The 23,055-nt window shown below is 64.1% G+C and carries 18 protein-coding genes, 1 other RNA gene and 1 pseudogene; 14 read left to right on the top strand and 6 right to left on the bottom strand.

Annotated features, from left to right (window positions below):
- Positions 1 to 83: 83 nt before the first annotated feature.
- On the bottom strand, positions 84 to 1,403 hold the full coding sequence (locus NX05_RS15490; RefSeq protein WP_039434325.1) for an MFS transporter: 1,320 nt from the start codon (positions 1,401 to 1,403) through the stop codon (positions 84 to 86).
- A gap of 269 nt (positions 1,404 to 1,672) precedes the next feature.
- Between NX05_RS15490 and NX05_RS15485 the strand changes: the two genes are divergently transcribed.
- Both NX05_RS15485 and NX05_RS15480 read left to right on the top strand, forming a co-directional pair.
- On the top strand, positions 1,673 to 4,129 hold the full coding sequence (locus NX05_RS15485; RefSeq protein ID WP_039434322.1) for a TonB-dependent receptor domain-containing protein: 2,457 nt from the start codon (positions 1,673 to 1,675) through the stop codon (positions 4,127 to 4,129).
- Between the two features lie 34 nt (positions 4,130 to 4,163).
- A complete protein-coding gene (locus NX05_RS15480) occupies positions 4,164 to 6,080 on the top strand; it encodes an alpha-amylase family protein (RefSeq protein WP_039434319.1) in 1,917 nt (638 codons plus the stop codon).
- Between the two features lie 170 nt (positions 6,081 to 6,250).
- On the opposite strand, the gene NX05_RS15475 is transcribed toward NX05_RS15480, so the two are convergent.
- The 3 genes from NX05_RS15475 to rsgA all read right to left on the bottom strand — a co-directional run bounded on the left by NX05_RS15475 (position 6,251) and on the right by rsgA (position 9,437).
- Complete coding sequence (locus NX05_RS15475; RefSeq protein ID WP_039434316.1) at positions 6,251 to 6,931, bottom strand: type 1 glutamine amidotransferase domain-containing protein; 681 nt, start codon at positions 6,929 to 6,931, stop codon at positions 6,251 to 6,253.
- Between the two features lie 152 nt (positions 6,932 to 7,083).
- Positions 7,084 to 8,346, bottom strand: coding sequence for a flavohemoglobin expression-modulating QEGLA motif protein (locus NX05_RS15470; RefSeq protein WP_039434313.1), 1,263 nt, complete (start codon positions 8,344 to 8,346; stop codon positions 7,084 to 7,086).
- Positions 8,346 to 9,437: a ribosome small subunit-dependent GTPase A gene (gene rsgA / locus NX05_RS15465; protein ID WP_039434309.1), complete on the bottom strand. Its 1,092-nt coding sequence runs from the start codon at positions 9,435 to 9,437 to the stop codon at positions 8,346 to 8,348. The genes NX05_RS15470 and rsgA overlap by 1 nt, the downstream gene beginning before the upstream one ends.
- Positions 9,438 to 9,590: 153 nt before the next feature.
- Between rsgA and NX05_RS15460 the strand changes: the two genes are divergently transcribed.
- The 4 genes from NX05_RS15460 to NX05_RS15450 all read left to right on the top strand — a co-directional run bounded on the left by NX05_RS15460 (position 9,591) and on the right by NX05_RS15450 (position 12,628).
- Entirely contained in the window at positions 9,591 to 10,862 is a 1,272-nt protein-coding gene (locus NX05_RS15460) for a pyridoxal phosphate-dependent aminotransferase (protein ID WP_039434306.1), read from the top strand.
- Positions 10,862 to 11,512 (top strand): SGNH/GDSL hydrolase family protein, encoded by a 651-nt coding sequence (locus tag NX05_RS15455; RefSeq protein WP_039434304.1) that lies wholly within the window; start codon positions 10,862 to 10,864, stop codon positions 11,510 to 11,512. Before NX05_RS15460 ends, NX05_RS15455 begins: the two co-directional genes overlap by 1 nt.
- 67 nt (positions 11,513 to 11,579) lie before the next feature.
- Positions 11,580 to 11,648, top strand: a non-coding RNA gene (locus tag NX05_RS22825) — sX9 sRNA.
- Positions 11,649 to 11,956: 308 nt separating this feature from the next.
- Positions 11,957 to 12,628, top strand: coding sequence for a methyltransferase (locus NX05_RS15450; protein WP_039434301.1), 672 nt, complete (start codon positions 11,957 to 11,959; stop codon positions 12,626 to 12,628).
- Positions 12,629 to 12,777: 149 nt separating this feature from the next.
- Here the strand turns inward: NX05_RS15450 and NX05_RS15445 are convergent, their stop codons facing one another.
- Positions 12,778 to 13,575: a polysaccharide deacetylase family protein gene (locus NX05_RS15445; RefSeq protein WP_172645715.1), complete on the bottom strand. Its 798-nt coding sequence runs from the start codon at positions 13,573 to 13,575 to the stop codon at positions 12,778 to 12,780.
- 45 nt (positions 13,576 to 13,620) lie between these two features.
- On the opposite strand from NX05_RS15445, the gene grxD reads away from it, so the two are divergent.
- On the top strand, positions 13,621 to 14,547 hold the full coding sequence (grxD, locus tag NX05_RS15440; RefSeq protein ID WP_017121288.1) for a Grx4 family monothiol glutaredoxin: 927 nt from the start codon (positions 13,621 to 13,623) through the stop codon (positions 14,545 to 14,547).
- Positions 14,548 to 14,713: 166 nt separating this feature from the next.
- A pseudogene (locus tag NX05_RS15435) lies at positions 14,714 to 15,582 on the top strand (hypothetical protein).
- A gap of 155 nt (positions 15,583 to 15,737) precedes the next feature.
- On the opposite strand, the gene NX05_RS15430 reads toward NX05_RS15435, so the two are convergent.
- Positions 15,738 to 16,304, bottom strand: a complete 567-nt coding sequence (locus tag NX05_RS15430; protein ID WP_010377852.1) for a DUF924 family protein — start codon at positions 16,302 to 16,304, stop codon at positions 15,738 to 15,740.
- A 131-nt stretch (positions 16,305 to 16,435) separates the two neighbouring features.
- On the opposite strand from NX05_RS15430, the gene NX05_RS15425 reads away from it, so the two are divergent.
- From NX05_RS15425 to NX05_RS15400, 6 genes are all read left to right on the top strand, one after another.
- Complete coding sequence (locus NX05_RS15425) at positions 16,436 to 17,845, top strand: amidohydrolase (protein ID WP_039434293.1); 1,410 nt, start codon at positions 16,436 to 16,438, stop codon at positions 17,843 to 17,845.
- Positions 17,842 to 19,122 (top strand): amidohydrolase family protein, encoded by a 1,281-nt coding sequence (locus tag NX05_RS15420; protein ID WP_039434290.1) that lies wholly within the window; start codon positions 17,842 to 17,844, stop codon positions 19,120 to 19,122. The genes NX05_RS15425 and NX05_RS15420 overlap by 4 nt, the downstream gene beginning before the upstream one ends.
- A gap of 140 nt (positions 19,123 to 19,262) precedes the next feature.
- Entirely contained in the window at positions 19,263 to 19,778 is a 516-nt protein-coding gene (locus NX05_RS15415) for a hypothetical protein (protein ID WP_230597628.1), read from the top strand.
- Between the two features lie 63 nt (positions 19,779 to 19,841).
- Positions 19,842 to 20,258: a ribosomal maturation YjgA family protein gene (locus NX05_RS15410; protein ID WP_039434287.1), complete on the top strand. Its 417-nt coding sequence runs from the start codon at positions 19,842 to 19,844 to the stop codon at positions 20,256 to 20,258.
- A gap of 111 nt (positions 20,259 to 20,369) precedes the next feature.
- Positions 20,370 to 20,723, top strand: coding sequence for a hypothetical protein (locus NX05_RS15405; RefSeq protein WP_039434285.1), 354 nt, complete (start codon positions 20,370 to 20,372; stop codon positions 20,721 to 20,723).
- Positions 20,724 to 21,083: 360 nt separating this feature from the next.
- A complete protein-coding gene (locus tag NX05_RS15400; RefSeq protein WP_039434282.1) occupies positions 21,084 to 22,685 on the top strand; it encodes a rhamnogalacturonan lyase B N-terminal domain-containing protein in 1,602 nt (533 codons plus the stop codon).
- Positions 22,686 to 23,055 lie beyond the last annotated feature (370 nt).

The following is a 23,055-nucleotide window of genomic DNA, read 5'->3' as shown; positions in this document are numbered from 1 at the left end:
AGCTGAGCGCAACCGCTCGCAGCTAAGCGTTGTCGCTCTAGTACTCGACGGCACCCTGGTTTGCAGCAACGTAGTCGTGGTGACTACGCCACCACTGCCTTCGGCCTACGCAAGCGCACGCACAGCATCGCCAATGCCGCTGCCAGCATCAGTGCGCCAGCCAGGCGGATCACGTTGCGCGGGTCGCCGTGCAGCAGGAGGTCGTAATACAGCGGCAAGGTGACGATCTGGATCAACATCGGCAGCACGATGAACAGGTTGAACAAGCCCATGTACACGCCAGTGCGCTCGGGCGGGATGCTGTCGGCCAGCATCAGGTAGGGGTTGCCCATCATGCTGGCCCAGGCCAAGCCAATGCCGATCATCGGCAGCAACATCAGCCAGCGGTTCTCGATGCCCGGCAGCAGCCACATGCCGATGCCGGCGGCGACCAGACACGCCGCATGCGTGTATTTGGGGCCGAAGCGACGCACCACCGGCACCATCGCAAATGCCGCCAAGAACGCGACGAAATTGTAGAAACCGCCGATCTGCCCGTTGACCAGACCGGCCTTGCGGAAACCATGCGAAGTGGCATCGGTGGTGCCGAACAACGTGGTCGACAGCGACAGCACGATGTACTGCCAGTAGCAAAAGATCCCGTACCACTGGAACAGCATCACCGGTGCCAACTGGCGCATGGTCGGCGGCATGTCGCGCAGTGCACGACCGATCTCGCGCACCACGGCGCCCAGGCCGGCACCGCTGTGACGCATGCGTGCGATCTCGGTGGGCAGGATCACCGGCTCGCGCACACTGCGCGCAGTGAGCAGAATCGACGCTGCAGAAAAACCCGCGCCGATCACGAACGCGGCGATGGTGACGTAAGGAATATGATGCGCGTTGGCGGCATCCTGGTTCATGCCCATCCACACCAGCAATGGCGGTGTGAGGTAGGCCAGCGTCTGCGCCAGGCCGGTGAACGCGCTTTGCGTGAGATAGCCCAGCGGCCGCTGCGGCGGTGCCAGCACATCGCTCACCAGCGCACGGTAAGGCTCCATGGCCACGTTGTTGGCCGCATCCAGCACCCACAGCAGGCACACCGCCATCCACAGCGCGGTACTGAACGGCATCGCCAGCAGGCACAGGCTGCATACCAGCGCGCCCAGCACCATGTACGGCATGCGCCGGCCCCAACGCGTCACCGAGCGGTCGCTCCAGACCCCCACGAACGGCTGCAGCACCAAGCCGGTAATGGGCCCGGCCAGCCACAGGTACGGCAGGTTGGCGTGATCGGCGCCCAGGTAGTTGTAGATCGGGCTCATGTTGCTCTGCTGCAGCCCGAAGCTGTACTGCACGCCGAAAAATCCGGCGTTCAGCGCCAGGATGCGCACGAAAGAAAGCGGAGGAACGGTCGACGACATGCAGAGCCCTGGGCATCGATGCGGCTCCCAGTGGCCGCATCGCACTGTACCCTGCCGTTATTGCAATCGATTGTAACGCTGCACCGCAGCACATTGCAGTACTCCTCTCGTCGCTGGCCCATTCGCGCGACGTGCATGCTGCAATGCAAGATTGCAATCGATTGTATTGCCGCGTATTACTGCGCTCCCACTGCAGGCCATACGTCCCCTCCCCGGGAGGGGACGATGCAGGCGTCGGTACACCACCATCCGTGAGAGAGAGAATCGCAATGTCCACCTTGCACACCCTGCGCCTGCATGCCCTGGCCTGTGCGGTCGTTTCCTGCCTGTGTGCGCCTGCCGCGCTGGCCCAGGACACCGCCGCCGCTGCGCCGGCCACGCCGCCGGCTGCCGACAGCGCCGCGGTCAACCTGGATTCGGTGTTCGTCACCGGCACCTCCACCGCCACGACCAAACTGAAATCCAGCGTCTCGGTCAGCACCGTCGGCGCCGAGGCGATCGAACAATCGGCGCCGCGCAGTACCGCAGAAATCTTCCGCAATATTCCCGGCATTCGCTCCGAATCCAGCGGTGGCGAAGGCAATGCAAACATTGCCGTGCGCGGCTTGCCGGTGGCCTCCGGTGGCGCCAAGTTCCTGCAGTTGCAGGAAGACGGTCTGCCAGTGATGGAGTTCGGCGATATCGCCTTCGGCAACTCCGACATCTTCCTGCGTTCGGATTTCACCCTGGACCGCATCGAAGCCATCCGCGGCGGCTCAGCGTCTACCTTCACCAGCAATGCGCCCGGCGGCATCATCAACTTCATCAGCAAGACCGGCGACACCGCAGGCGGCAGCGTCGGCGTCAGCCGCGGCCTGGACTACGACAACACCCGCATCGATTTCGATTACGGCGCCCCGTTCGCCGAGCAGTGGCAGTTCAATGTCGGCGGCTTCTTTCGCCAGGGCGACGGCATTCGCGACGCCGGCTACGGCACCGACCAAGGCGGCCAGCTCAAGGCCAACCTCACCCGCCTATTCGAAAACGGCTACGTGCGCCTATACGGCAAATACCTCAACGATCGCGCCGCCGCCTACCTGCCGGCGCCAACCTCGGTGCGCGGCAGCGACGGCTCGCCCGACCTGGGCCGCCTGCCCGGCTTCGATCCCGGCCGCGACACCTTGTACAGCCCGAATTTCCGCAGTGACATCGGCCTGGACGGCAACAACGGGCCACGCAGCACCAACCTCAGCGATGGCATGCATCCCATCTCGCGCACGCTGGGCGCCGAAGCCTGGTTCGACATTGGCAACGGCTGGAACCTGAGCGAGAAATTCCGCATCGCCGACAACAGTGGCCGCTTCGTCAGCCCCTTCCCGGTCGAAGCCAGCGACGCTGCAACGTTGGCAGCCGCCATTGGCGGCAGCGGTGCGCAGCTGATCCAGGCCACCGGCCCGCAGGTTGGCCAGGCCTACTCCGGATTGGCCGTGCGCACACACTTGTTCAACGTGGCGATCAATGACCTGGGCAACGTGGTCAACGACCTGAGCATCTCGCGCGAATTCGGTGGCGATGGCCGCACGTTGAATCTGCGCATGGGCTATTACACATCGCGCCAAACCATCGATATGGACTGGACCTGGGATTCGTACGTGCAGAGCCTGGGCCGCGAGTCGCGCTTGCTCAATGTCGTCGATGCCAACGGCACTTCGCTGTCGCGTGGCGGCCTGTACGCCTACGGCACCCCGTTCTGGGGCGACTGCTGCGTCACCCGCAGCTACGACGTGCGTTACGACGTCAACGCGCCCTATGTTGCGCTCACCTTCGACAGCGGCAAGTTCAGCGTCGATGGCAGCCTGCGTTACGACATGGGCGATGCGCGCGGCAGCTATAACGGCACCGCCATCGCGCAGAATCTGGACGTCAACGGCGATGGTGTGATCCAACCGGTGGAACAGCGCGTGGCCACCGTCGACACCGCTAACTCACGCCCGGTGAACTACGACTGGAACTATTTGTCGTACTCGTTGGGCGGCAACTACTTGATCACCGATGACCTGGGCGCCTTTGCACGCATCAGCCGCGGCGCACGCGCCAACGCAGACCGGTTGCTGTTCGGCGTGGTCCGCGACGACGGCTCGGTGTCTGCCGAGGAAGGCGTCAACGTGGTGCGCCAGGCCGAAGCCGGCCTGAAGTGGCGCCGCGACGGGCTGAGCCTGTTTGCCACCGCGTTCTCTGCACGCACCCAGGAACAAAACTTCGAAATCACCAGCCAGCGCTTCTTCAACCGCAGCTACGAAGCGCACGGCGTGGAGCTGGAAGCCAGCTACCGCTACGAAGGTTTCACCGTCAACGGCGGCCTGACCTGGACCGATGCAGAAATCTCCCGCGACCAGATCACCCCGGAAAACAGCGGCAATGTGCCGCGTCGGCAGGCCGATGTGGTGTGGCAGCTCACACCCAGCTACCGCGGCGATCACTACCAATTTGGCGTCAACCTGATCGGCACTACCGATGCCTACACGCAGGATTCCAATCAGCTGAAGATGCCCGGCTACACGCAGGTGAACCTGTTCGGCGACTACCGCGTGACCGATGCGCTCACCGTAGCGCTCAACGTCAACAACCTGTTCAACACCTTTGGCCTGACCGAAGCAGAAGAAGCAACCATTCCGGCCAATGGCATCATCCGCGCGCGTTCGATTGCCGGCCGCACCACCAGCGTCAGCCTGCGTTACGACTTTTAAGGACCCCGCGCCGGGTCCTGCCCGGCGGCTTCTAATGAGCACCCCCCCCATAGATTCCACTGAACTACGCGCGGCCTTTGCCGCGCCGCTGGATCCGCAACGCGCCGCCATTGTGATGTCGCGCTACGACCAGCACGCACCGCGTCTGCTGGATGCCTTGCAGACGCTGTACGGCCAGCGTGCCGACTATGCGACGTGGTTGACGCAGTGGCTGGGCGCACTGGGCAACATTGCCCGGCAACGCCCGCACGCGCTGCACACGCTCGACAGCACACGGCAGGCCGGTTGGTTCGGTGCGCAGCACATGCTTGGCTACAGCGCTTACGCAGACCGCTTTGCCGGCACGCTGCAAGGCGTGGCCGAACGCGTGCCGTACCTGCAGGAACTGGGCGTGCGTTATTTGCATCTGCTGCCATTCATGCGCGCACGTGCCGGTGACAACGACGGCGGTTTTGCGGTCAGCGATTACGGCCAAGTGGAACCCAGTCTGGGCACCAACGACGATCTGGTCGCACTCACCACCCGCCTGCGCGAGGCTGACATCAGCCTGTGCGCGGACTTCGTCCTCAACCACACCGCCGACGATCATGCCTGGGCACTGGCCGCGCGCGCCGGCGATGCACGCTATCTGGATTACTACCAGCACTTTGCCGACCGCACACTGCCCGACCAGTACGAAAGCACCTTACGGCAGGTGTTTCCGCACACTGCGCCCGGCAACTTCACCTGGGTGGGTGACACCGCACAGTGGATGTGGACCACGTTCTATCCGTATCAATGGGATTTGAACTGGAGCAACCCCGCTGTATTTGGCGAGATGGCGCTGGCGATGTTGCGGCTGGCCAATCTGGGCGTGGAAGCATTTCGCCTGGATTCCACCGCGTATCTATGGAAGCGCACCGGCACCGATTGCATGAACCAGCCCGAGGCGCACACCTTGCTGGTGGCGTTGCGCGCGGTCACCGATATCGTCACGCCATCAGTGGTGATGAAGGCCGAAGCCATCGTGCCGATGACGCAACTGCCGCCGTACTTCGGCAGCGGCGCAGACCAGGGCCACGAATGCCATCTGGCGTACCACAGCACCTTGATGGCGGCGGGCTGGTCGGCACTGGCATTGCAACGCGGCGATATCCTGCACAACGTCATTGCCCACAGCCCGCCGTTGCCGCGTGGTTGTGCGTGGCTGAGCTATGTGCGTTGCCACGACGATATCGGCTGGAATGTGCTGCAGCACGAAGCTTCGGGCAGTGCGTCGCAACCGCCGTTTTCGCTACGCGATGTGGCACGTTTTTATGCCAACGACGTGCCGGGCAGTTACGCGCGCGGCGAGAGTTTCCAGAGCAGCGGCGACGGTGTGCATGGCACCAACGGCATGGCTGCCGCACTGTCCGGTATCCAGGCCGCGCAGGAATCAGGCGATGCTGCAGCGCTGGCGATTGCGGTGAATCGGCTGGTGCTGCTGTATGCCATTGCAATTGCCATGCCAGGTGTGCCGCTGATCTACATGGGCGACGAATTGGCGATGCTCAATGACACCGGCTATCGCGACGATCCGCATCGCCAGCACGAAGGCCGTTGGTTGCATCGGCCGGCGATGGATTGGCAGCTTGCTGCGCAACGGCACGCTGCAGAGAGCCTGAGCGGCACGGTCTACCACCGTTTGCGTGGACTGATCCAGCAGCGTGCCAAGTTAGGCGCATTAGCAGCAGATCAGGCACTGGGCAGCATCGCGTTGAGCGATCCGCGCTTGTTCGTGTTGACGCGTGGCGACAGCTTTATCGCAGTGCATAACTTCAGCGATCAACGGCTTGAAGTGGAGCTTGCGACGATCGGTGGTGGCTGGAAGCTGTTGGCGATTGACGATGATGTGGAGTCCGCCGCATCGAGTGATCGCGTATCGCTTGTGATGCCGGCTTACGGCGTGCGTTGGTTGGAGCGTGGGGCCTAAGGCGTACGCGCGGTGATGGGCTGCGCAGTAATTTGCAGCGTTTCGGGCAAATCGTACCCGCGCCCCAAACCCCGCGATGCACCACGGCACGCGCGCCAGTAGTGGCGCGCGTGCGGGGCTTGGCTCCCTACCGGGAGAAGCGCTTTCGTAGGATCAGTAAGCCTGCAAAATCAGCGCTTCGCCAATTCGAGCAAGGTTTCTGCGGTCTTCTCCGACGACGCCGGATTCTGGCCGGTGACCAGGGTGCCGTCGGTGATCACATGCACGCCCCAATCTGCGCCCTTTTCGTACTTGCCGCCGAGTTCGCTCAGCACGTCTTCGACTAGGAACGGCACGATCTTGGTCAGGCCCACACCCTCTTCTTCGCTGTTGGTGAAACCAGTGACGCGGCGGCCGTTGACCAGCGCCTTGCCGTCGCTGCCCTTGACCCGACGCAGCGCGCCCGGTGCATGGCAAACCAGGCCGTGCGGCTTGTTGGCCTTGGCGAACGCTTCGATCAGCGCGATGGAATCCGCATCTTCGGCCAGATCCCACAGCGGGCCGTGGCCGCCCGGGTAGAACAGCACATCGAAATCGTCGGCCTTGACGTCGGCCAGGCGCTGCGTGCTTGCCAGCGCCTTCTGCGCCTCAGAATCCTGCTTGAAGCGCTTGGTCGCGTCGGTCTGTGCGTCGGGCTCGTCGCTCTTCGGGTCCAGCGGCGGCTGGCCACCCTTGGGCGAGACCAGGGTGATGTCAGCGCCCGCATCCTTGAACACGTAATACGGCGCGGCGAATTCTTCCAGCCAGAAGCCGGTCTTCTTGCCGGTGTCGCCGAGCTGGTCGTGGGAAGTCAGCACCATCAAAACCTTCATCGCATTGCCTCGTGTCATGGCCCGATTGGGCAAGGCAGCGAGTGTGCAGTCCAGCCCGTTGCAGCCTCGTGTAGGGCGCGCGGCGTGCAGTGAATTTGTTCACAAATGTAGTGTGCGTCGCAATTCGGTACAGCTGCGGGCCGCGGCTTGCCTTACACATTCATTGCCGGCGGCTGCAGCTGATCAATGCGGATGCGGTTGGCGAACAACGAGAACGCCAGCATGCCAGCCAGCCCGCTGACGCGGCTCACCCACGGCGGCAACCAGCGTGGGGGGACCAGCACGCCGCTGTCGAACAACGGCGCAAAGCGCGCCACATCGCCAAGCGCCATCTTGCCGGCGAACAGATAACGGCAGAGCTGCAGCTGGTCACGCTGCAATGAGTGGCGGAAGAAAGTGTGCACCGCCACCAGGCCGCGCAGATACACCGCGTCCTTGGTGAAGGCTCCGCCGCCGCTGGTCGGCACGCCGCGGAACACGCGCTGCGCCGACGAAAAACTTTCTGCAGCGCTCTGCCCACCTGCGGTGAAATAGCGAAATACCTCGATGAAATCCGCACCCGAGCGTGCCATCGCAATCGCTTCGATGCGAAGACTAATACGCTTCATGCGTTCGATATCGATACTGCCGGTGATTTGCTCGGCAAACGTGGCCAAGCCTTCCTGCGTCGCGGTAGTGCGCGGCGAGGAAATCCCTAAGCTGGGCAGACGCACCTGCGCGCGCCCGTTGAGCGCAGTGAGCGAATGCACCAGCGCTTCGTGATGGAACAGTTGCGCCCGGTCGTAATCGCTGAATGTCGCACCGGTACGCAAGCGGATACGGTGCGCGCCGGCAGCCGCCTTGGCGAGCAAATCCGGATCGAGCACGACGGTGATCACGCGCCCTTCGAAAAACGCATCCAGATCGTTCTGCAACTGCATGCGCAATTCCGTCGCCGACACCGGCACCTGCTCTTCCGGCGCCATCAGCTCGCGATCCAGTTCCTGCGCAATCTGGATGAAATGCCGCGCCGCTTCGCGCGTGGTCGGGCCATTGCCGGGCATGGGGTCGTCGGGCACGCCGAACAACTGCGCCGAGTAATCGCTGACCGCGCGGGTGCCCAACGATTCCAGCAAGCCGGCCGCAAGGCTCCAGCTGTGCGCCGAATCGATCAGATACGCGCCGATGGGATGATGCGGGTCGGCGTCCTTGGCAATGGCGGCCAGCTCGCGCCGGGTGTCGCCGAAATCCAGTGCTGGGTAGTCGACCTGCGGCAATTCCGGCTGCCCGCGCGCCACGCTGTGCAAAAAAGGTTCCTGCAGCGAGCACGGCCAACTGGCCAGAGCCAGCAGGCGCACACCGCGTACGGCCTTGACCAGGCGCGCATCCAGCGCCGCGTGATGGACGATGTCCGGCGGCCCCTTGCGCGATGGCATCAGCGCCGTCCGGGGCGATCGACGCTGGCCGGCCGCTTGCCCGATCCCTTGCCGCGATTGTTCTGCGCAACGCGGGTGGCGAGCTTTTCGGCAGCGCTAGCCACTTCCACCCGCAGCTTCATGTAATTGGCAACGCGCTCCGGGTCCAGCGTGTCCGCCTCGATTGCCGCCTGCACCGCGCAGCCCGGCTCGGCGATATGCGCGCAATCATTGAAGCGGCACTGCGCCGCCAAGGCTTCCACGTCCGAAAAACCGCCTTCGGCCAGATCTTCTTCGCCGGTTGGCTTGAGCTCGCGCATGCCGGGTGTATCGATCAGACATGCGCCGAAGGGCAACGGAATCAACGCGCGATGCGTAGTGGTGTGGCGGCCGCGCGAATCGTTTTCGCGCACCGCGTTGGTCTTCATCTTCTGCGTACCGAGCAAGGTATTGGTCAAGGTCGATTTTCCCGCACCGGACGAGCCCACCAACACCGCCGTGCGGCCATCGCCCAGCCACGGCCGCAATGCAGCCACGCTCTCTGGATCTTTGGCATTGACCGCGCGCAACGGAATGTTTTGCGCCTCCAGTTCCTCCAGCACCGCCAACGCGTCTTCGGCGTATTCGGTCTGATCAGCCTTGGTCAGCACCACCACCGGCTGCGCACCGCCACCACCGACCAGCAACAGATAGCGCTCGATGCGGCGCGGATTGAAGTCCGCATCCAGCCCGCACACGATGAACACCGTATCGATATTGGCCGCGATCACCTGCTGGTGGTAATGCTCGCCGGCCGCCCCGCGTTTGATCGAAGTACGCCGCGGCAGCAACGCCACGATGCGCTTGCCCTCCATCAACACCCAATCGCCCACCGCCGCCCGCTCATGGCTCGGGAAACGCGGCCGCTGCCACTCCGGCAACGACTCGGCCTTCAGGCTGGCCTCCGGCGTATCGGCCACCACATAGCCGGTACGGTGCTGCTCCACTACCCGCGCCGGCAACGCCTGCGGATGCGCGGCCAAGACCGCCTGCCAGGCAGCCTCTTCAGGCGGCCCCGGCCAGGGCCAGCCGATGGATTGGAGGGTGGGGTAATCGGGGGATGTGTCGCTCATGGGGGGATTCTAGCTGGCTGGCCGCGACGGCTCGTGCAGTCGGGTCCTGCCGGGCGGCTCACGTGCCACTTGACATCGTTACCGATGCAAGCATGTCCGCTTGTCATATTTCCGATACCATGCCAAGTCTCACGCCTACAACCGGCCCGTCGCATGTCCACTGCCCCGCAAAAGCCGCTCGCCATCCGCGAGCGTCTGTCCGAAGTCCGCTACGAAATCCGGGGCGAACTGGCGCGGCGAGCGCGGGAGTTGGAGGCGCAGGGCCGCAAGCTGATCAAGCTCAATATCGGCAACCCGGGTGCGTTTGGGTTCCGTGCGCCGGAGCATCTGCAGCGAGCGATTGCCGACGACATGGGTCGCACCGACCCGTACACCCATCAGCAAGGGCTGCCGGAGGCGCGCGAAGCGGTCGCCAAGGCGTACGCGCGGCGCCAACATCCCGACGCGCATCCGGACCGCATCTTCATCGGTAACGGTGTCAGCGAGCTGATCGATCTGTCGCTGCGTGCGCTACTCAACCCCGGCGACGAAGTGCTGGTGCCCTCGCCCGACTATCCGCTGTGGTCGGCCGCGACCATTCTCAATGACGGCCGCCCGGTGTATTACCGCTGCGCCCCGGAAAACGGCTTCCAGCCGGACCCGGTGGAGATCGAGACGCTGGTGTCCTCGCGCACCCGCGCCATCGTGCTGATCAATCCGAACAACCCCAGCGGCGCCAGTTATTCGCGCGAGCTGTTGGAGCGCATCGTGGCGATTGCCACCAAGCACAACCTGCTGCTGATGGTCGATGAGATCTACGACCAGGTGCTGTACGACGGCGCTGCGTTCGTGCCAGTCGCGCCGCTGGCCGGCGCGCACCCGTGCATCACCTTCAGCGGGCTGAGCAAGGTGCACCGCGCCTGCGGTTGGCGCGTGGGCTGGGCGCTGCTGTCGGGCGACCAGGCGCGCATCAACGACCTGCGCAACGCGATGGACCTGCTCGGCGCGCTGCGCCTGTGCGCCAACGTCCCGGGCCAGTACGCCATTGATGCGGCGGTGAACGGGCCGGACACCATCTCGGCGCTATGCGCGCCTGGCGGGCGTCTGTATGAAACCCGCCGCGCAGTGATCGACGCCTGCGCGGCCAGCGAGCATTTGTCGCTGGTGGTACCGGCCGGTGCGCTTTACGCATTCCCGGCAGTGGTGGGTGCGGCGGCGCGCAACTTCGACGATCACGAGTTCGCACTTGATTTGATAAATGAAGAAGGCGTGCTGGTGGTCCCCGGCTCCAGTTTCAACGTGCCGTATCGCCATCATTTCCGCGTGACCTTGATGCCGGAAGCCAGTGTGATGCGCGATGTGTTTGCGCGCATCGACCGTGCCTTGGCGCGCCGCGCCGAGGCCGTCACCAAGGTGGTTCCACTCAAGCCACGCAGCGTGGCCTGATGGCTGCGCTTGGCACGCCGCTGCGCTATCTGGCGCTCGGCGATTCGTACACCATCGGCGAAGGCGTTGCGCCTGCCCAGCGTTGGCCATTGCAACTGGTCGACGGCTTACGCGCTTACGGTTGGGACGTGGCGCCGCCGCAGATCATCGCCACCGCCGGCTGGACCACCGACGAATTGCAGGCCGGTATCGACACTGCCGCACCGCAAGCCCCGTTCGCGCTGGTGAGCCTGTTGATCGGCGCCAACAACCAATATCGCGGGCGCTCGCTGGATGAGTACTGCCAGCAATTCGATGCGCTGTTGCTGCGTGCAATTGCATTTGCAGGCGGCCATGCCGCACGCGTGTTCGTGCTGTCGATTCCCGATTGGGGGCTGACCCCGTTTGCGCGTGCGCGAGGCCGCGATGCCGCGCTGATCGGCGCGCAGATCGATGCCTTCAACGCAATCGCCGCGGATCGCTGCAGCGCGCATGCCGTGCGCTTTGTCGATATCACCGCCACCAGCCGCGATGGCGGTGATTCCGTAGATATGTTGGTGGACGACGGCGTGCATCCCTCCGGCGCGATGTATGCACGTTGGACAGCACTGGCATTGCCGGCGGCGCGTGATGCGCTCGGGGCGGTTGGATCTGTGGATACGATCGCCTGAGAGTAGCTAACAGACGACTGCGAAGCTGTCAGGCGGGCGTGTCCGCTGCCCGGAATCGGCATTCACTACGCGTGTCCGCTGCGGTTCTTGCGCGGCGCACATCCATCTGATCACTGCTCGCTACGTTTTGTTAGCTCCCTGAGTCGCAGCGTTGTTCGGCGCCCATCTGTGTGATGTCTTCGCGAATGCGGCTCCGAACCTGGCCTGCAGCGTGAGATGCTGCACGCGCTATCTGCCAGCCGTCTTGTGCGTCGCTGCGCAGACGCACGCACCGCAGCCTCTCATCAACACGCGCAATGTGGCCACTCGGCAACAGTGCATCCGCAGCCGCGCATCGCAAGGTGCCATCCGGCCCTACCGCAATCAGCCCGACAGGCCCTAAGCTAGCCGCGCAGCACGCCTGATTGCCAAGGAACGACATTGCACACCACTGCCACCCAACCGATGAGCCGCGCGCAGGCGCTGAAAATTGCAAGCGCGTTTTTGCCGCCGCATCCGCTGGGTAACCGCTACGACTACTACTACACGCAAGCCAAACTGCGCACCGACCCGCTGTACCCCGGCGTGCTGGCCGAGCTGCGCAATACCACTGCGCCGGTGCTGGATCTGGGTTGCGGGCTGGGCCTGCTTGCGCATGCACTGCGCGCCGATGCTCAGGCGTTGGCGTATCACGGTGTGGATGTGGATGCGTCCAAGATCCGCCGCGCGCAGCACATTGCGCAGCGTTCGAACCTGGGCAACACCAAGTTCGACGTGGTCGATCTGAGCGTGGCGTGGCCGCAGCATCAGGGCAGCGTCACCATTCTGGATGTGCTGCAGTATCTGCAGTCGGACATGCAGGCCAGCCTGCTACGTAGCGTGGCGCAGATGCTCACACCCGGCGCAAAGCTGGTGATCCGCAGCGCACTGGGCGATGCCAGCAGCCGCGGTCGCGCCAGCCGCATCACAGACGTGTTGGCGCATCTGAGTGGCTGGATGCAGCGCATGCCGCGCAGCTATCCCACCCGCGACAGTCTGCAAGCGCATCTGGAGGCGGCCGGTCTGCGCGCCACGTTTGCACCGTTGTACGGCAACACGCCATTCAACAATTGGCTGATCGTGGCTGATCGTGGCTGAGCCGCGCTAAGCACTGCGCTACGAGCGACGCGCTACCCTTCGTTAGCAATCGTCGACCAGACATGGAGCGCGAAGAAATTGGCGTGTACAGGCGGTACATGCCGTCACCAACACTGACCACCTTGCAGTGAGCGCGGTCGTTTTCGTGGTTATTCTGAATCCGGCCGTCGCCCCACCAACCCACGTGCCTGCATCGCCTCCAGCACGCCGCGCAGGATGGTGAGGTTGTGGCCATGCGCAGCGCCATCGTGCAGCAACACGATGGCGCCGGGCCGCAGGTCGCGCACGATACGGGCGATGGTGGTGTCCGGCTCGCACCGCACGCCGTCGAAACCGCGCACGCTCCAGGCCACGCGCGTCAGGCCGTGCGCACGCAGCGGCGAGGCGACGAACGGATTGGTCATGCCCACTACCGAGCGGTACAGCCGTGGCGCCTGGCCGGTAATGCAGGCCAGCACGCGCTGCGCCTGGCCGATTTCCTGCGCCATGCGGCGCGGCCCCAGCGCCCAGAACCAAGCCTGCGGATGCGTGTGGCTGTGATTGCCGATGCCATGCCCGCGGCGCACCATCTCGCGCACCAGCTCGGGCCGCTGCTCGGCACGTGCGCCGACCACGAAAAACGTGGCCTTGGCGTCGTACGCATCCAACAGGTCGAGGATGGCCGGGGTGTCGTCGGACGGGCCGTCATCGATCGTCAGCCAGACATGCGGCATGCGACCGGGTAACCGCGCGAGCACCGGCGCATACAGCCGCGCGCGCGGTAGGAACACCGGCACCACGAACAGCGCATGCGACAGCAGCAGCGCAAACAGCCCCCAGGCCCAGCCCAGGTGCCACCACAGCACCGCCACCGCTGCCTGCGAGAGGGCCAACAGGCCTACCCAGCGGTGCGGGTGCGAAGGGGTGCGATACAGCGTTTCCGGCGTGGTCATGCCGCATGATGCCATGCGGCGTAGAATGAACGCCCTCTACGCCCCCACCGAAGTGCCGCCATGTCCCTCGATCCCGCCCTGCGTTCCCGTATCGATACGCTGCTGCAATCCAGCCGCGTGGTGCTCTTCATGAAAGGCCAGCCCGGCATGCCGCAATGCGGTTTTTCTGCCAAGGCAGTCGGCGTGCTGGACGGTCTAGGCATCGACTATGCCCACGTCAACGTGCTGGCCGACCAGGAAATCCGCGAGGGCATCAAGGCCTATGGCGACTGGCCGACCATTCCTCAGCTGTACGTGGACGGCGAGCTGATCGGCGGCAGCGACATCATCCTGCAGATGGCCGATAGCGGCGAGCTGAGCAGCATGCTCGGCCTGCAGGCGCCCGACCGCAGCCCGCCCAAGATCACAATTACCCCGGCCGCAGTCGAGATGCTCAAGGGTGCGCTGGCTGACGCGCCGGATGCCTCGTTGACGCTGTCCATTGATGCCAACTTCCAGCCCAATTTCCAACTGGCACCGACCAATCCGAACGCCATTGCCGCTGAATCCAACGGTCTGCGCGTGCAGTTCGACCTGGCCAGCGCGCGCCGCGCCGACGGCATCACCATCGATTGGGTGGACGATATCCGCGGCCGTGGCTTGGCCATCGACAACCCCAATGCGCCCAAGCCGGTGCAGGAGCTGTCGGTGCGCGATGCCGACGACCGCCTCAAGGCCGGCAGCATCACCCTGGTGGACGTGCGCCCGGCCGACGAGCGTGCGCTGGCTGCCGTGGCTGCGCCGTTCCGCACCCTGGATGCGCACGAGCGTGCCGCGATCGAACAACTGCCCAAGGACACCCCGCTGGCGTTCCTGTGCCACCGCGGCGGCCGTAGCCTGCAGGCGGCCGAACATTTCCGCAGCCTGGGCTTTACCAACGTCTACAACGTCACCGGCGGCATCGATGCGTGGTCGGACGAAGTGGACAACGGTGTGGCGAAATACTGAGCAACACCGAGCGGCGGCCGCACATGTAGAGTGCAGCGCTCGCGTCACCCGTGTGCCCACGGCTTGCACAGATGTAAGCTTCCCTGGCACACCGCATACCGAAACGGGCGCTCCTTGGAGCGTCCGTTTTTTTTCATGGATCAACCTGCACAAGGACACAGCTGCAATGCACACCCGCCTGCTCTCTCTCGCCCTGGCCGCGCTGTTGCCGCTGGCCGCACACGCTGCAGAACCGTCGCGCGCGGTACTGCTGGTGCAGACCTATGACAACCAGCCAACCGACGATCCGCTGGAATACGTCCCGGTCTGGCTCGGCAAAGGCGTGGCAGAGGAATCGACCCTGCCCAAGGCGCTGCTGAGCCAGCCGCTGCAGGTCTTCAACGCAGGCGTTTCCACCGGCAACGTGCGGCTTGCGGCGCTGACGGTGGACGACAACAGCATGTGTGGCGGCACCGCCAAGCTGCGCATCAAGGCAACCCCACGCTGTCCAATTCGCCATTACTGTCGACGGTGGATATAAACCCCGGCAAGCGCTTCGCCGGCCGGGCAGCAACTACCAGCGAACAGACCGAGTTGTTTGCTCAGGTGAGCAATACCGCCCAGCTACGCCAGAGCGTCAAACCGGGCGCACTGACGCAGGCACTGGCGGCGTTCAATGCCGACCACGCACAGGATCTGGCGGCGCTGCAGATCATCACCGACGCGCAGCAACCGCAGCGGCGCGTGGCCGTGCTGACCTCCAACCACCCGATCAAGACCGGCAACGCAGAGAACCCGACCGGCGTGCTGGTCGTGCTTGCGATCTTCGAACATGACGGCGGCCGCTGGCAGTTCCGCAAGGGCCACGCTGCGAGTGGCTGCGACGATTGCGAAGACCTGCCGCTGCGCACGCATCTGTTGCAGTTCGGCGATATCGACGGCAACGGCACGCTCGATTTCGTGCTGTCGGAAAGCGGCTATGAAAGTTACGGGTTCTCTCTGCTGCTCGGCGAAGGCGCAACATGGCGTTCGCAAGCATTGCCGGGCGGCTGCTGATCGGTTTTAGGTACATGCGCGATCGCTGTTGCGGCATCGCGCGTGGCACACCTCCCCCTTCTGCAATGCATGCGCGTGTTCGACGATAACGCAGCCGTTGCAGACGCTGCACGACAGACCTCAACCGCCGTCATGCAACTCACCGATGCCGGTCTTCAACCAGCAAACCCGCCTTCATCCAGAATCTGCTGTTCTTCTGCCCTGGTCTCACGTCCCAGCACCGCATTACGGTGTGGAAACCGGCCAAAGCGCTGAATGATGCGCTGATGCTCCAGCGCCGAGTTAGTACTCTCGGTATCGCCCAGTGCAGTGATCAGCTGCACCGCACGCGCCTGCTCATCGACGTCTTCGGCATGCCCGAATGGCAGATAGAAAAACAAGCGTAATTGCGCCGACACCTGTTGATCGAAGCCGCTGGCGAGCGCTTGCTTTGCATGCCGCAACGCCAGGCCGTCAGTGGCATAGGCATGCGCGCTGCCGCGAAAGGCATTGCGCGGAAATTGATCAAGCAGGATCAGCAAAGCCAGCGCATCTTCAGCGCGCGCCATCCACTGCGTGTATTCGCCACGCGCCGCGGCAAAATGCTGCTCGCTGAAATGCTGGCGAACATTGGCATCGAACGCGTCGTTGTGCGTGAACCAGCGAGCCGAGCCGGCCAGTTCCCAGAAAGCCAGCACCACATCGGCCTGCTTGTTGCGCTCTGTTTTGGCAATCATCGGCATTCCCCTGACGAATTCTGCGTAGCATGCACTGGCGCGTGTGATGAGGCCGCCGCTCACGACGTTCCGCACTTGGCAAGCACGCCGCCGACGGCTAGGTTTGCCGCTGACGTTTTCGTTTCACCGGGGAATCCATGCGTTCCATTCTGTTCGCCGCGCTGGGCGCGGCGGTGCTGTGCGGGCCTGCGTCTGCGGCGTCGACCACATCGCGCTTCGTGCAAGACCCCTACCCCAGCACCTACCGCGCGCTTGCGTCCGGTCCGGTGCTGATCCAGCACGCCACCGTACTCACCGGCACCGGCGAGCGCTTGGACGATGCCGACGTGCTGCTGCGCGACGGCAAGGTGGCTGCGGTCGGCAAGGCGCTCGAGGCGCCCGCGGATGTGCGTCGCATCGACGGCACCGGCAAGTGGGTGACTCCCGGCATCATCGATGTGCACTCACATCTGGGCGTGTACCCCAGCCCGGGCGTCAGCGCGCACAGCGATGGCAACGAGATGACCGCACCGGTCACGCCCAACGTGTGGGCAGAGCATTCGATCTGGCCGCAGGACCCCGGCTTCGGCACCGCGTTGGCCGGTGGCATCACCTCGCTGCAGATCCTGCCAGGCTCGGCCAATCTGATTGGCGGGCGCGGCGTCACGCTCAAGAACGTGGCATCCACTACCTACCAAGGCATGAAATTCCCGGGCGCACCGTGGGGCCTGAAAATGGCCTGCGGCGAAAATCCCAAACGGGTGTATGGCGAGAAAGGTGGCCCCGGCACTCGGATGGGCAACGTGGCCGGCTACCGCGCTGCGTTTATCGATGCAGCCGAGTACTTGCAGAAGAACGCACCGAAAAAGAAGGACGCCAAGAAGCGTCATTGGTGGAGCAGCGGCGGCGACAACGACAGCAGCGGCGATGCCCGCGGCAAGCGCGATCTCAAGCTCGACACCTTGGCCGGCGCCATCAACGGCGATATCCGCGTGCATATCCACTGCTACCGCGCCGATGAAATGGCGACCATGCTGGATCTGTCCAAGGAATTCGGCTTCCACATCGCCGCCTTCCATCACGGCGTGGAGGCCTACAAGCTGGCCGACCGCCTGGCGCAGGAAAACATCTGCGGGGCACTGTGGGCCGATTGGTGGGGCTTCAAGATGGAAGCCTTCGACGGCATCCAGGAAAACATCGCACTGGTTGATCGCCCGGCCAACAGCTGCGCCATCGTGCATTCGGACTCGGAAGAAGGCATCCAGCGGCTCAACCAGGAAGCTGCCAAGGTGATCGCCAACGCGCGCCGCAGCGGCATGGAAATCCCGCCCGAACGTGCCATCCGCTGGCTCACCAGCAATGCCGCCAAGGCGCTCGGCATCGAACAGCAGACTGGCGCGTTGGAGCCGGGCAAGATGGGCGATGTGGTGGTGTGGAACGGCAACCCTTTCAGCTCGTATGCGCTGGCCGAGCAGGTGTATATCGACGGCGCGCAGGTTTACGACCGGCATCACCGCGCACTGCAGCCGGTGTCGGATTTCATGCTCGGCCAGGAGGTGGCACGATGAGCCGCGAAACTGCTGTGCGCCCGCGTTTGCGCGCGATCGTGGCGTTGATTACCGCCGCGCTGGCGTTTCCCGCGTTCGGCCAGCAGGTGTTGATTCGCGGCGCCACCGTGCACACCGCCACCGCGCAGGGCACGCTGCAGAACACCGACGTGCTGGTGCAGGGCGGCGTGATCCGCGCCATCGGCCGCAACTTGGCGGCACCTAGCGATGGCCGTGTGGTCGAGGCAAAAGGCCGCCCGCTGACGCCGGCCTTGTTCGGCGGCATCACCGAGATCGGCATCGAAGAAGTGTCCGGCGAAGAGACCACGGTAGACAGCGGCGTCAAATTGGCCGACCAACCGATGCGCCCGGAATTCGACGTCACCCTGGCCTACAACCCCGAATCGGTATTGGTGCCGGTGGCGCGTGTGGAAGGCATTGGTTTTACCGCGTTGGGTGCGACCACCAGCGGTGCGTTTATCGCTGGCCAGGGCGGCATCGTACGGCTGGATGGCAGCCCGGATCCGTTAGGCCCGCATGCGCTGTTCCTCCGCATCGGCGCGGCGGCATCCGACCTCACCGGCAGCTCGCGTGCGGCGCAGTGGATGCTGCTCGATCAACTGGTCGCCGAGGCGCGTGGACGCATCCCGGCAGACTCACCGCACGCATTGCTGACCCCGGTCGGCCGCGGCGTCCTTGCGAAGTATCTGGCCGGCCAGGGCCGCATCGTGGTGCAGGTGGAACGCGCCGCCGACATCCGCCAGTTATTGCGCTGGGCGCAGCGTGAGAAGGTGCGCATCGCAATTGCCGGTGGCGCCGAAGCCTGGAAGCTCGCGCCACAACTGGCGCAGGCCAAGGTGCCAGTGCTGGTGGATGCATTGGCGGATCTGCCATCCACTTTCGACCAGATTGGCGCAACGCTGGAAAACGCCGCACGTCTGCGTGCCGCCGGTGTGGAGGTCAGCTTTACCCAGAACGGCGATGCCTCGCACAACGCACGCAAGCTGCGCCAGCTGGCAGGCAACGCGGTCGCCAACGGCTTGCCGTGGGAAGCTGGCCTGGCCGGTGTGACCCGCGTGCCAGCGGACATCTTCGGCGTGGGCGATCGCATCGGCAGCATTGCGGTGGGCAAGCAGGCCGATCTAGTGCTGTGGGAAGGCGACCCGCTGGATGTTGCCCACTACGCCGAACAGGTCTGGCTTGGCGGTCGCGACATGCCGATGCGCTCGCGCCAGAGCGAGCTGCGCGACCGCTACATGCAGCAAGCCGGCCCGCTGCCGCGTGCCTATCTGAAGTAAGGGCCTGCGGCGTGCCCTGTGTACGCTGGGCTCGTCAGAATCGCGCTTCATCATTGATATGCCGGCGCCCAGTGCGTGCAGGCACACTGCTTCACGGCTCCGCTGCCGTTTCAGCGGAACGCGCTCGCCAAGGATTGCTCATGCGCCTGCCACATACCCTGCTGTCGTCGCTATTCGCGGTATCGCTACCGTTGCTGCCGCTATCGGCCCGTGCCCAATCGGGATGGATCAACCAGCAGGGCGAGGCGATTGCGGATTCGCCCAGCCGCAAGATGGTCCAGGGACTCGGCGCCAGCCTGCTGCTGACCTCGGATGCCGACTGGGCGGCAAAGTGGAACACGCCCAGCGACACCACGCCGCACTTCAGCGAAGTGGATCATGTCAGCGCCGGTGATTCGCTGTTCCCGCTGATGTTTCTCTCCAATCCTGGCCTGGATGCGCAGCAGCGCGCCGATGTGGTATGCAGCATCCGGGTGATCGACCCCACCGAACATGCCGAGCAAAACGCAGTTGATGCACCGTGCCTACAAGGATCAATCAGCGGTAATCCGCGCAATGTTTTCCTCGCACACGTCGGTATGACCGCACGGGCCGAGGCGAGCGCGCCGCCGGGCCGTTGGCAGGTGCAAGGTTACGTTCACCGACCGCCACCGTAGCATCAGCATCCCGCCCAGCACCACCTATACGCAGGGCCGCCAACGCAGGCGTGCAAAAGCGCGATGAGCCGTCTTTCGATGCGTGTCCGCACGCTCTACCTGCTGCTGGCGTTCGCCGTGTTGGCCATCGAAGTGGCGATCGGCGCCGGCAAACTTGGCGGTCTGTGGGTGCGCGGCAGCCTGGGCGATGTGCTGGCGGTGATCCCGGTCTACTGCGGGCTGCGTGGATTGCTGGCGCTGTCACCACGCTGGGCCTGCGTGCTGGCCGTGGCTACCGGGTGCTTGATCGAGGGCCTGCAGGCGATCCACCTGGCCGACCGCCTGGGGCTGCGCCCTGGCAGCGCGGGCTACATTGCGCTCGGCAATACCGCCACCCTGTACGATCTGTTGATGTACTTGATCGGCGGTAGCCTGGCGTACACAAGCGATGTGATGTCATGGTGTGCTACCACGTCTTGCCGGCGGCGTTCGCTGCAGTGATGTAGCCCATCAGGCCTATCGCATGTTTTCGGTTTCATTCCTGGCACCGCTCGGCAGCCGCGGCGTCTCGCCCTGGCAGATGCCACGTGCCCACATCGCCACTGCACGCCCGTGAGCTCGCTCTTCCAAGGTGGCGGCTTACGTTCGATTGATCGCGACGTATTGCGTCAGGCACCCGCCAATCTTCAGCGCGGAATGGAGGCGGTGGGCGGGCGTCTGATTCTCACCGCCGATGCGCTGCTGTTTCAGCCACATGCGTTCAATGTGCAGACCCAGTCGCTGAGCGTACCTCTGCAGCAGATCGTGGCGATGCAGCCCTGCTGGACGCGCCTATTCGGCTTGCTGCCGGTCGCGCCCACATCGTTGGCGGTGCGGTTGGGCGACGGAAACGAATATCGCTTCGCGATCGGCAAGCGCACGCAATGGATGGCTGACATCGCCTCGGTGCGGGATGCGTTGCGCTGAGCGGTGTCATGAAACCGGCGCGTCACAGGAACAATCAGCAAAGCGACCGTCACCACCGCCAGCCGGGAGCGGCCGGTGCTCGGTGCGGCAGTACAGCGCGTGCACTTCGATTGCCGCGCACTATGCACTCCTATCTGGCAATGGCTCGCTATGTTTTTGGTGGCCTCTCCAACTGCGTGTACGACTTGTCCCAGTTGCAGTTGCGCAACGTACAATCGGTCAGCGATGCCCGCATTGGGCCAACCCCTCCAACCTTGATTGCTGGAATTTCGAACAGTGCGCACGTTCTCTGTCTCCGACGCTCGCCTAGCATTGCGCGCATGCATCGCAACGATGTCCTGCTTCCGCACGGTAACCACCATGCCGCGTAATCGCCTGCGCAGCTTTGCCTGCACGCTATTGCTCTATGCCGGCGTCAGCGCACCTGCGCTGGCCGAATTCGGAGTCACGCGCAGCGGCGACCGCGTGATCGTCGACAGCGGCGCCGAGCTGGTGTTTTCGGTCAATGCAAATAATGGCGATATCGTGTCGATGCGCTACCGCGACAACGAACTGCAGACAACCGAATCGAAGGGCTCGCACATCGCATCGGGGCTCGGCAATGCCAGCGTGGACGCACGCGTCGTCGGTGGAACGGTTGTAGTGTCGGCAAAGGCCGGCGATCTGATCCAGTACTACATCGTGCGCAAGGGCCGCAACGCGATCTACATGGCCACCTATGCGCCAACTTTGCTGCCGATAGGCGAATTGCGCTTCGTCGCCCGCTTGAATGTATCCAAGTTACCGAATGCGCAGCAGGAACCAGATTCCAACGTCGGCACAGCGATCGAAGGCAAGGATGTCTTTCTGCTGCCGGATGGGCGCACCAGTTCCAAATTCTATTCCGCACGTCGAATGATGGATGACCAGGTGCATGGCGTCAGCGGCTCCGGCGTTGCCGTGTTTATGCTGATGGGCAACCGCGAGCACAGCGCGGGCGGGCCATTCTTCAAGGACATCGCCACGCAAAAGACCAGCGTGACACATGAGCTCTACAACTACATGTATTCCGACCACACCCAGACCGAAGCGTTTCGTGGCGGCCTGCATGGCGTGTACGGGCTGTTGTTCACCGATGGCGGCGTGCCGCCCAATGCGCAGCTCAATACCGATTTCGTCGATGCCACGTTAGGCCTGAGCGGCTATCTGCCAGCGAGCGGGCGCGGTGGAGTAAGTGGGCGCGTGAGCGGCGTGCTGCCCGGCCAGCCTGCCGTCATCGGCTTGCGTAACGCGCAGGCGCAATACTGGGCTACCGCTAATGGCAGCGGCGATTATCAGGTTGCCGGTGTGCGCCCAGGGCGCTATCGCATGACGCTCTACCAAAACGAACTGGAAGTGACGCAGGGCGATATCGATATCTTCGCCAATGCCACCGCACAAGCCACACTGCAGGCGGTCGCCTTACCCGGCACATTGAAATGGCAGATCGGCATTCCTGATGGCACACCGGCGGGGTTTCTGCACGCGGACTTGTTACCGCATGCGCACCCTTCCGATGCGCGCATGCGCTGGTCTCCGGCGACCTACACCGTCGGGTCGAGCAGCCTAAGCAGCTTCCCGGCGGTGCAGTGGCGCGGCATCAATACCCCTAGCCGGATCGACTTCAGCCTGGCCGCCACCGAGGTACGCGGCTATCGCCTGCGCATCTTCGTGCCCTTGGCACAGGTCAGCGCACGCCCACAAATCAGCGTGAATGACCACTGGAACGGCCCGGTGCCTGCTGCCCCCACGCAACCAAAGACACGCGGTATCACGCGCGGCACGACGCGCGGCAACAACACCCTGTACGAAGTGGACATTCCCGCATCTGCCTTGCAGGCCGGCAGCAACCGCATCGAGATCGGCATTGCCTCCGGCTCCCCGGACAACGGCTACCTCAGCCCGGCAATCGTGTTCGACAGCATCCAGCTGGTCGCGTTGTGACAGCGACCGGCAACACGACCGTGCATTAGCCAGGCAATGTGCTGCTGATGCGCTGCATCGGTATGCAGTGCTTGACCATTGCCAAGTTCTCCGAGCCAGCATCGCACCACAGCGACGCTTGTTGGCAACTCCAAATCACCACGCGCCATGCACCTCGCTTGATGACGCGCGCTGCATGGCACTTGGCCGAATCAAGAAAAAAATGCTATTCGCATGTCATGCCCGCGGTGCAGGCCCGCACATTAGGGAAACTCTGAACAACTCCCCTTGATCCTGCGACAATCACACAGACGCAACGGACAACGACGATGCAACTGACCTTCGGCGATGCGGAGTACAACGGCAAGCGCAAGCGGACGCGGCGTGAGGT

The organism is Xanthomonas vasicola, from assembly GCF_000772705.2.
GTDB classification, from domain to species: Bacteria; Pseudomonadota; Gammaproteobacteria; order Xanthomonadales; family Xanthomonadaceae; genus Xanthomonas; species Xanthomonas vasicola.
The sequence above is the reverse complement of the archived record's forward strand: the minus strand, read 5'-3'. Positions and strand labels throughout refer to the sequence as shown.

Excerpts from the sequence above, each read along its gene's own strand:
- NX05_RS15490 (WP_039434325.1), bottom strand. The coding sequence starts at position 1,403 with ATGTCGTCGACCGTTCCTCCGCTTTCTTTCGTGCGCATCCTGGCGCTG.
- NX05_RS15485 (WP_039434322.1), top strand. The coding sequence starts at position 1,673 with ATGTCCACCTTGCACACCCTGCGCCTGCATGCCCTGGCCTGTGCGGTC.
- NX05_RS15480 (WP_039434319.1), top strand. The coding sequence starts at position 4,164 with ATGAGCACCCCCCCCATAGATTCCACTGAACTACGCGCGGCCTTTGCC.
- NX05_RS15475 (WP_039434316.1), bottom strand. The coding sequence starts at position 6,931 with ATGAAGGTTTTGATGGTGCTGACTTCCCACGACCAGCTCGGCGACACC.
- NX05_RS15470 (WP_039434313.1), bottom strand. The coding sequence starts at position 8,346 with ATGCCATCGCGCAAGGGGCCGCCGGACATCGTCCATCACGCGGCGCTG.
- rsgA (WP_039434309.1), bottom strand. The coding sequence starts at position 9,437 with ATGAGCGACACATCCCCCGATTACCCCACCCTCCAATCCATCGGCTGG.
- NX05_RS15460 (WP_039434306.1), top strand. The coding sequence starts at position 9,591 with ATGTCCACTGCCCCGCAAAAGCCGCTCGCCATCCGCGAGCGTCTGTCC.
- NX05_RS15455 (WP_039434304.1), top strand. The coding sequence starts at position 10,862 with ATGGCTGCGCTTGGCACGCCGCTGCGCTATCTGGCGCTCGGCGATTCG.
- NX05_RS15450 (WP_039434301.1), top strand. The coding sequence starts at position 11,957 with ATGAGCCGCGCGCAGGCGCTGAAAATTGCAAGCGCGTTTTTGCCGCCG.
- NX05_RS15445 (WP_172645715.1), bottom strand. The coding sequence starts at position 13,575 with ATGGCATCATGCGGCATGACCACGCCGGAAACGCTGTATCGCACCCCT.
- grxD (WP_017121288.1), top strand. The coding sequence starts at position 13,621 with ATGTCCCTCGATCCCGCCCTGCGTTCCCGTATCGATACGCTGCTGCAA.
- NX05_RS15430 (WP_010377852.1), bottom strand. The coding sequence starts at position 16,304 with ATGCCGATGATTGCCAAAACAGAGCGCAACAAGCAGGCCGATGTGGTG.
- NX05_RS15425 (WP_039434293.1), top strand. The coding sequence starts at position 16,436 with ATGCGTTCCATTCTGTTCGCCGCGCTGGGCGCGGCGGTGCTGTGCGGG.
- NX05_RS15420 (WP_039434290.1), top strand. The coding sequence starts at position 17,842 with ATGAGCCGCGAAACTGCTGTGCGCCCGCGTTTGCGCGCGATCGTGGCG.
- NX05_RS15415 (WP_230597628.1), top strand. The coding sequence starts at position 19,263 with ATGCGCCTGCCACATACCCTGCTGTCGTCGCTATTCGCGGTATCGCTA.
- NX05_RS15410 (WP_039434287.1), top strand. The coding sequence starts at position 19,842 with ATGAGCCGTCTTTCGATGCGTGTCCGCACGCTCTACCTGCTGCTGGCG.
- NX05_RS15400 (WP_039434282.1), top strand. The coding sequence starts at position 21,084 with ATGCCGCGTAATCGCCTGCGCAGCTTTGCCTGCACGCTATTGCTCTAT.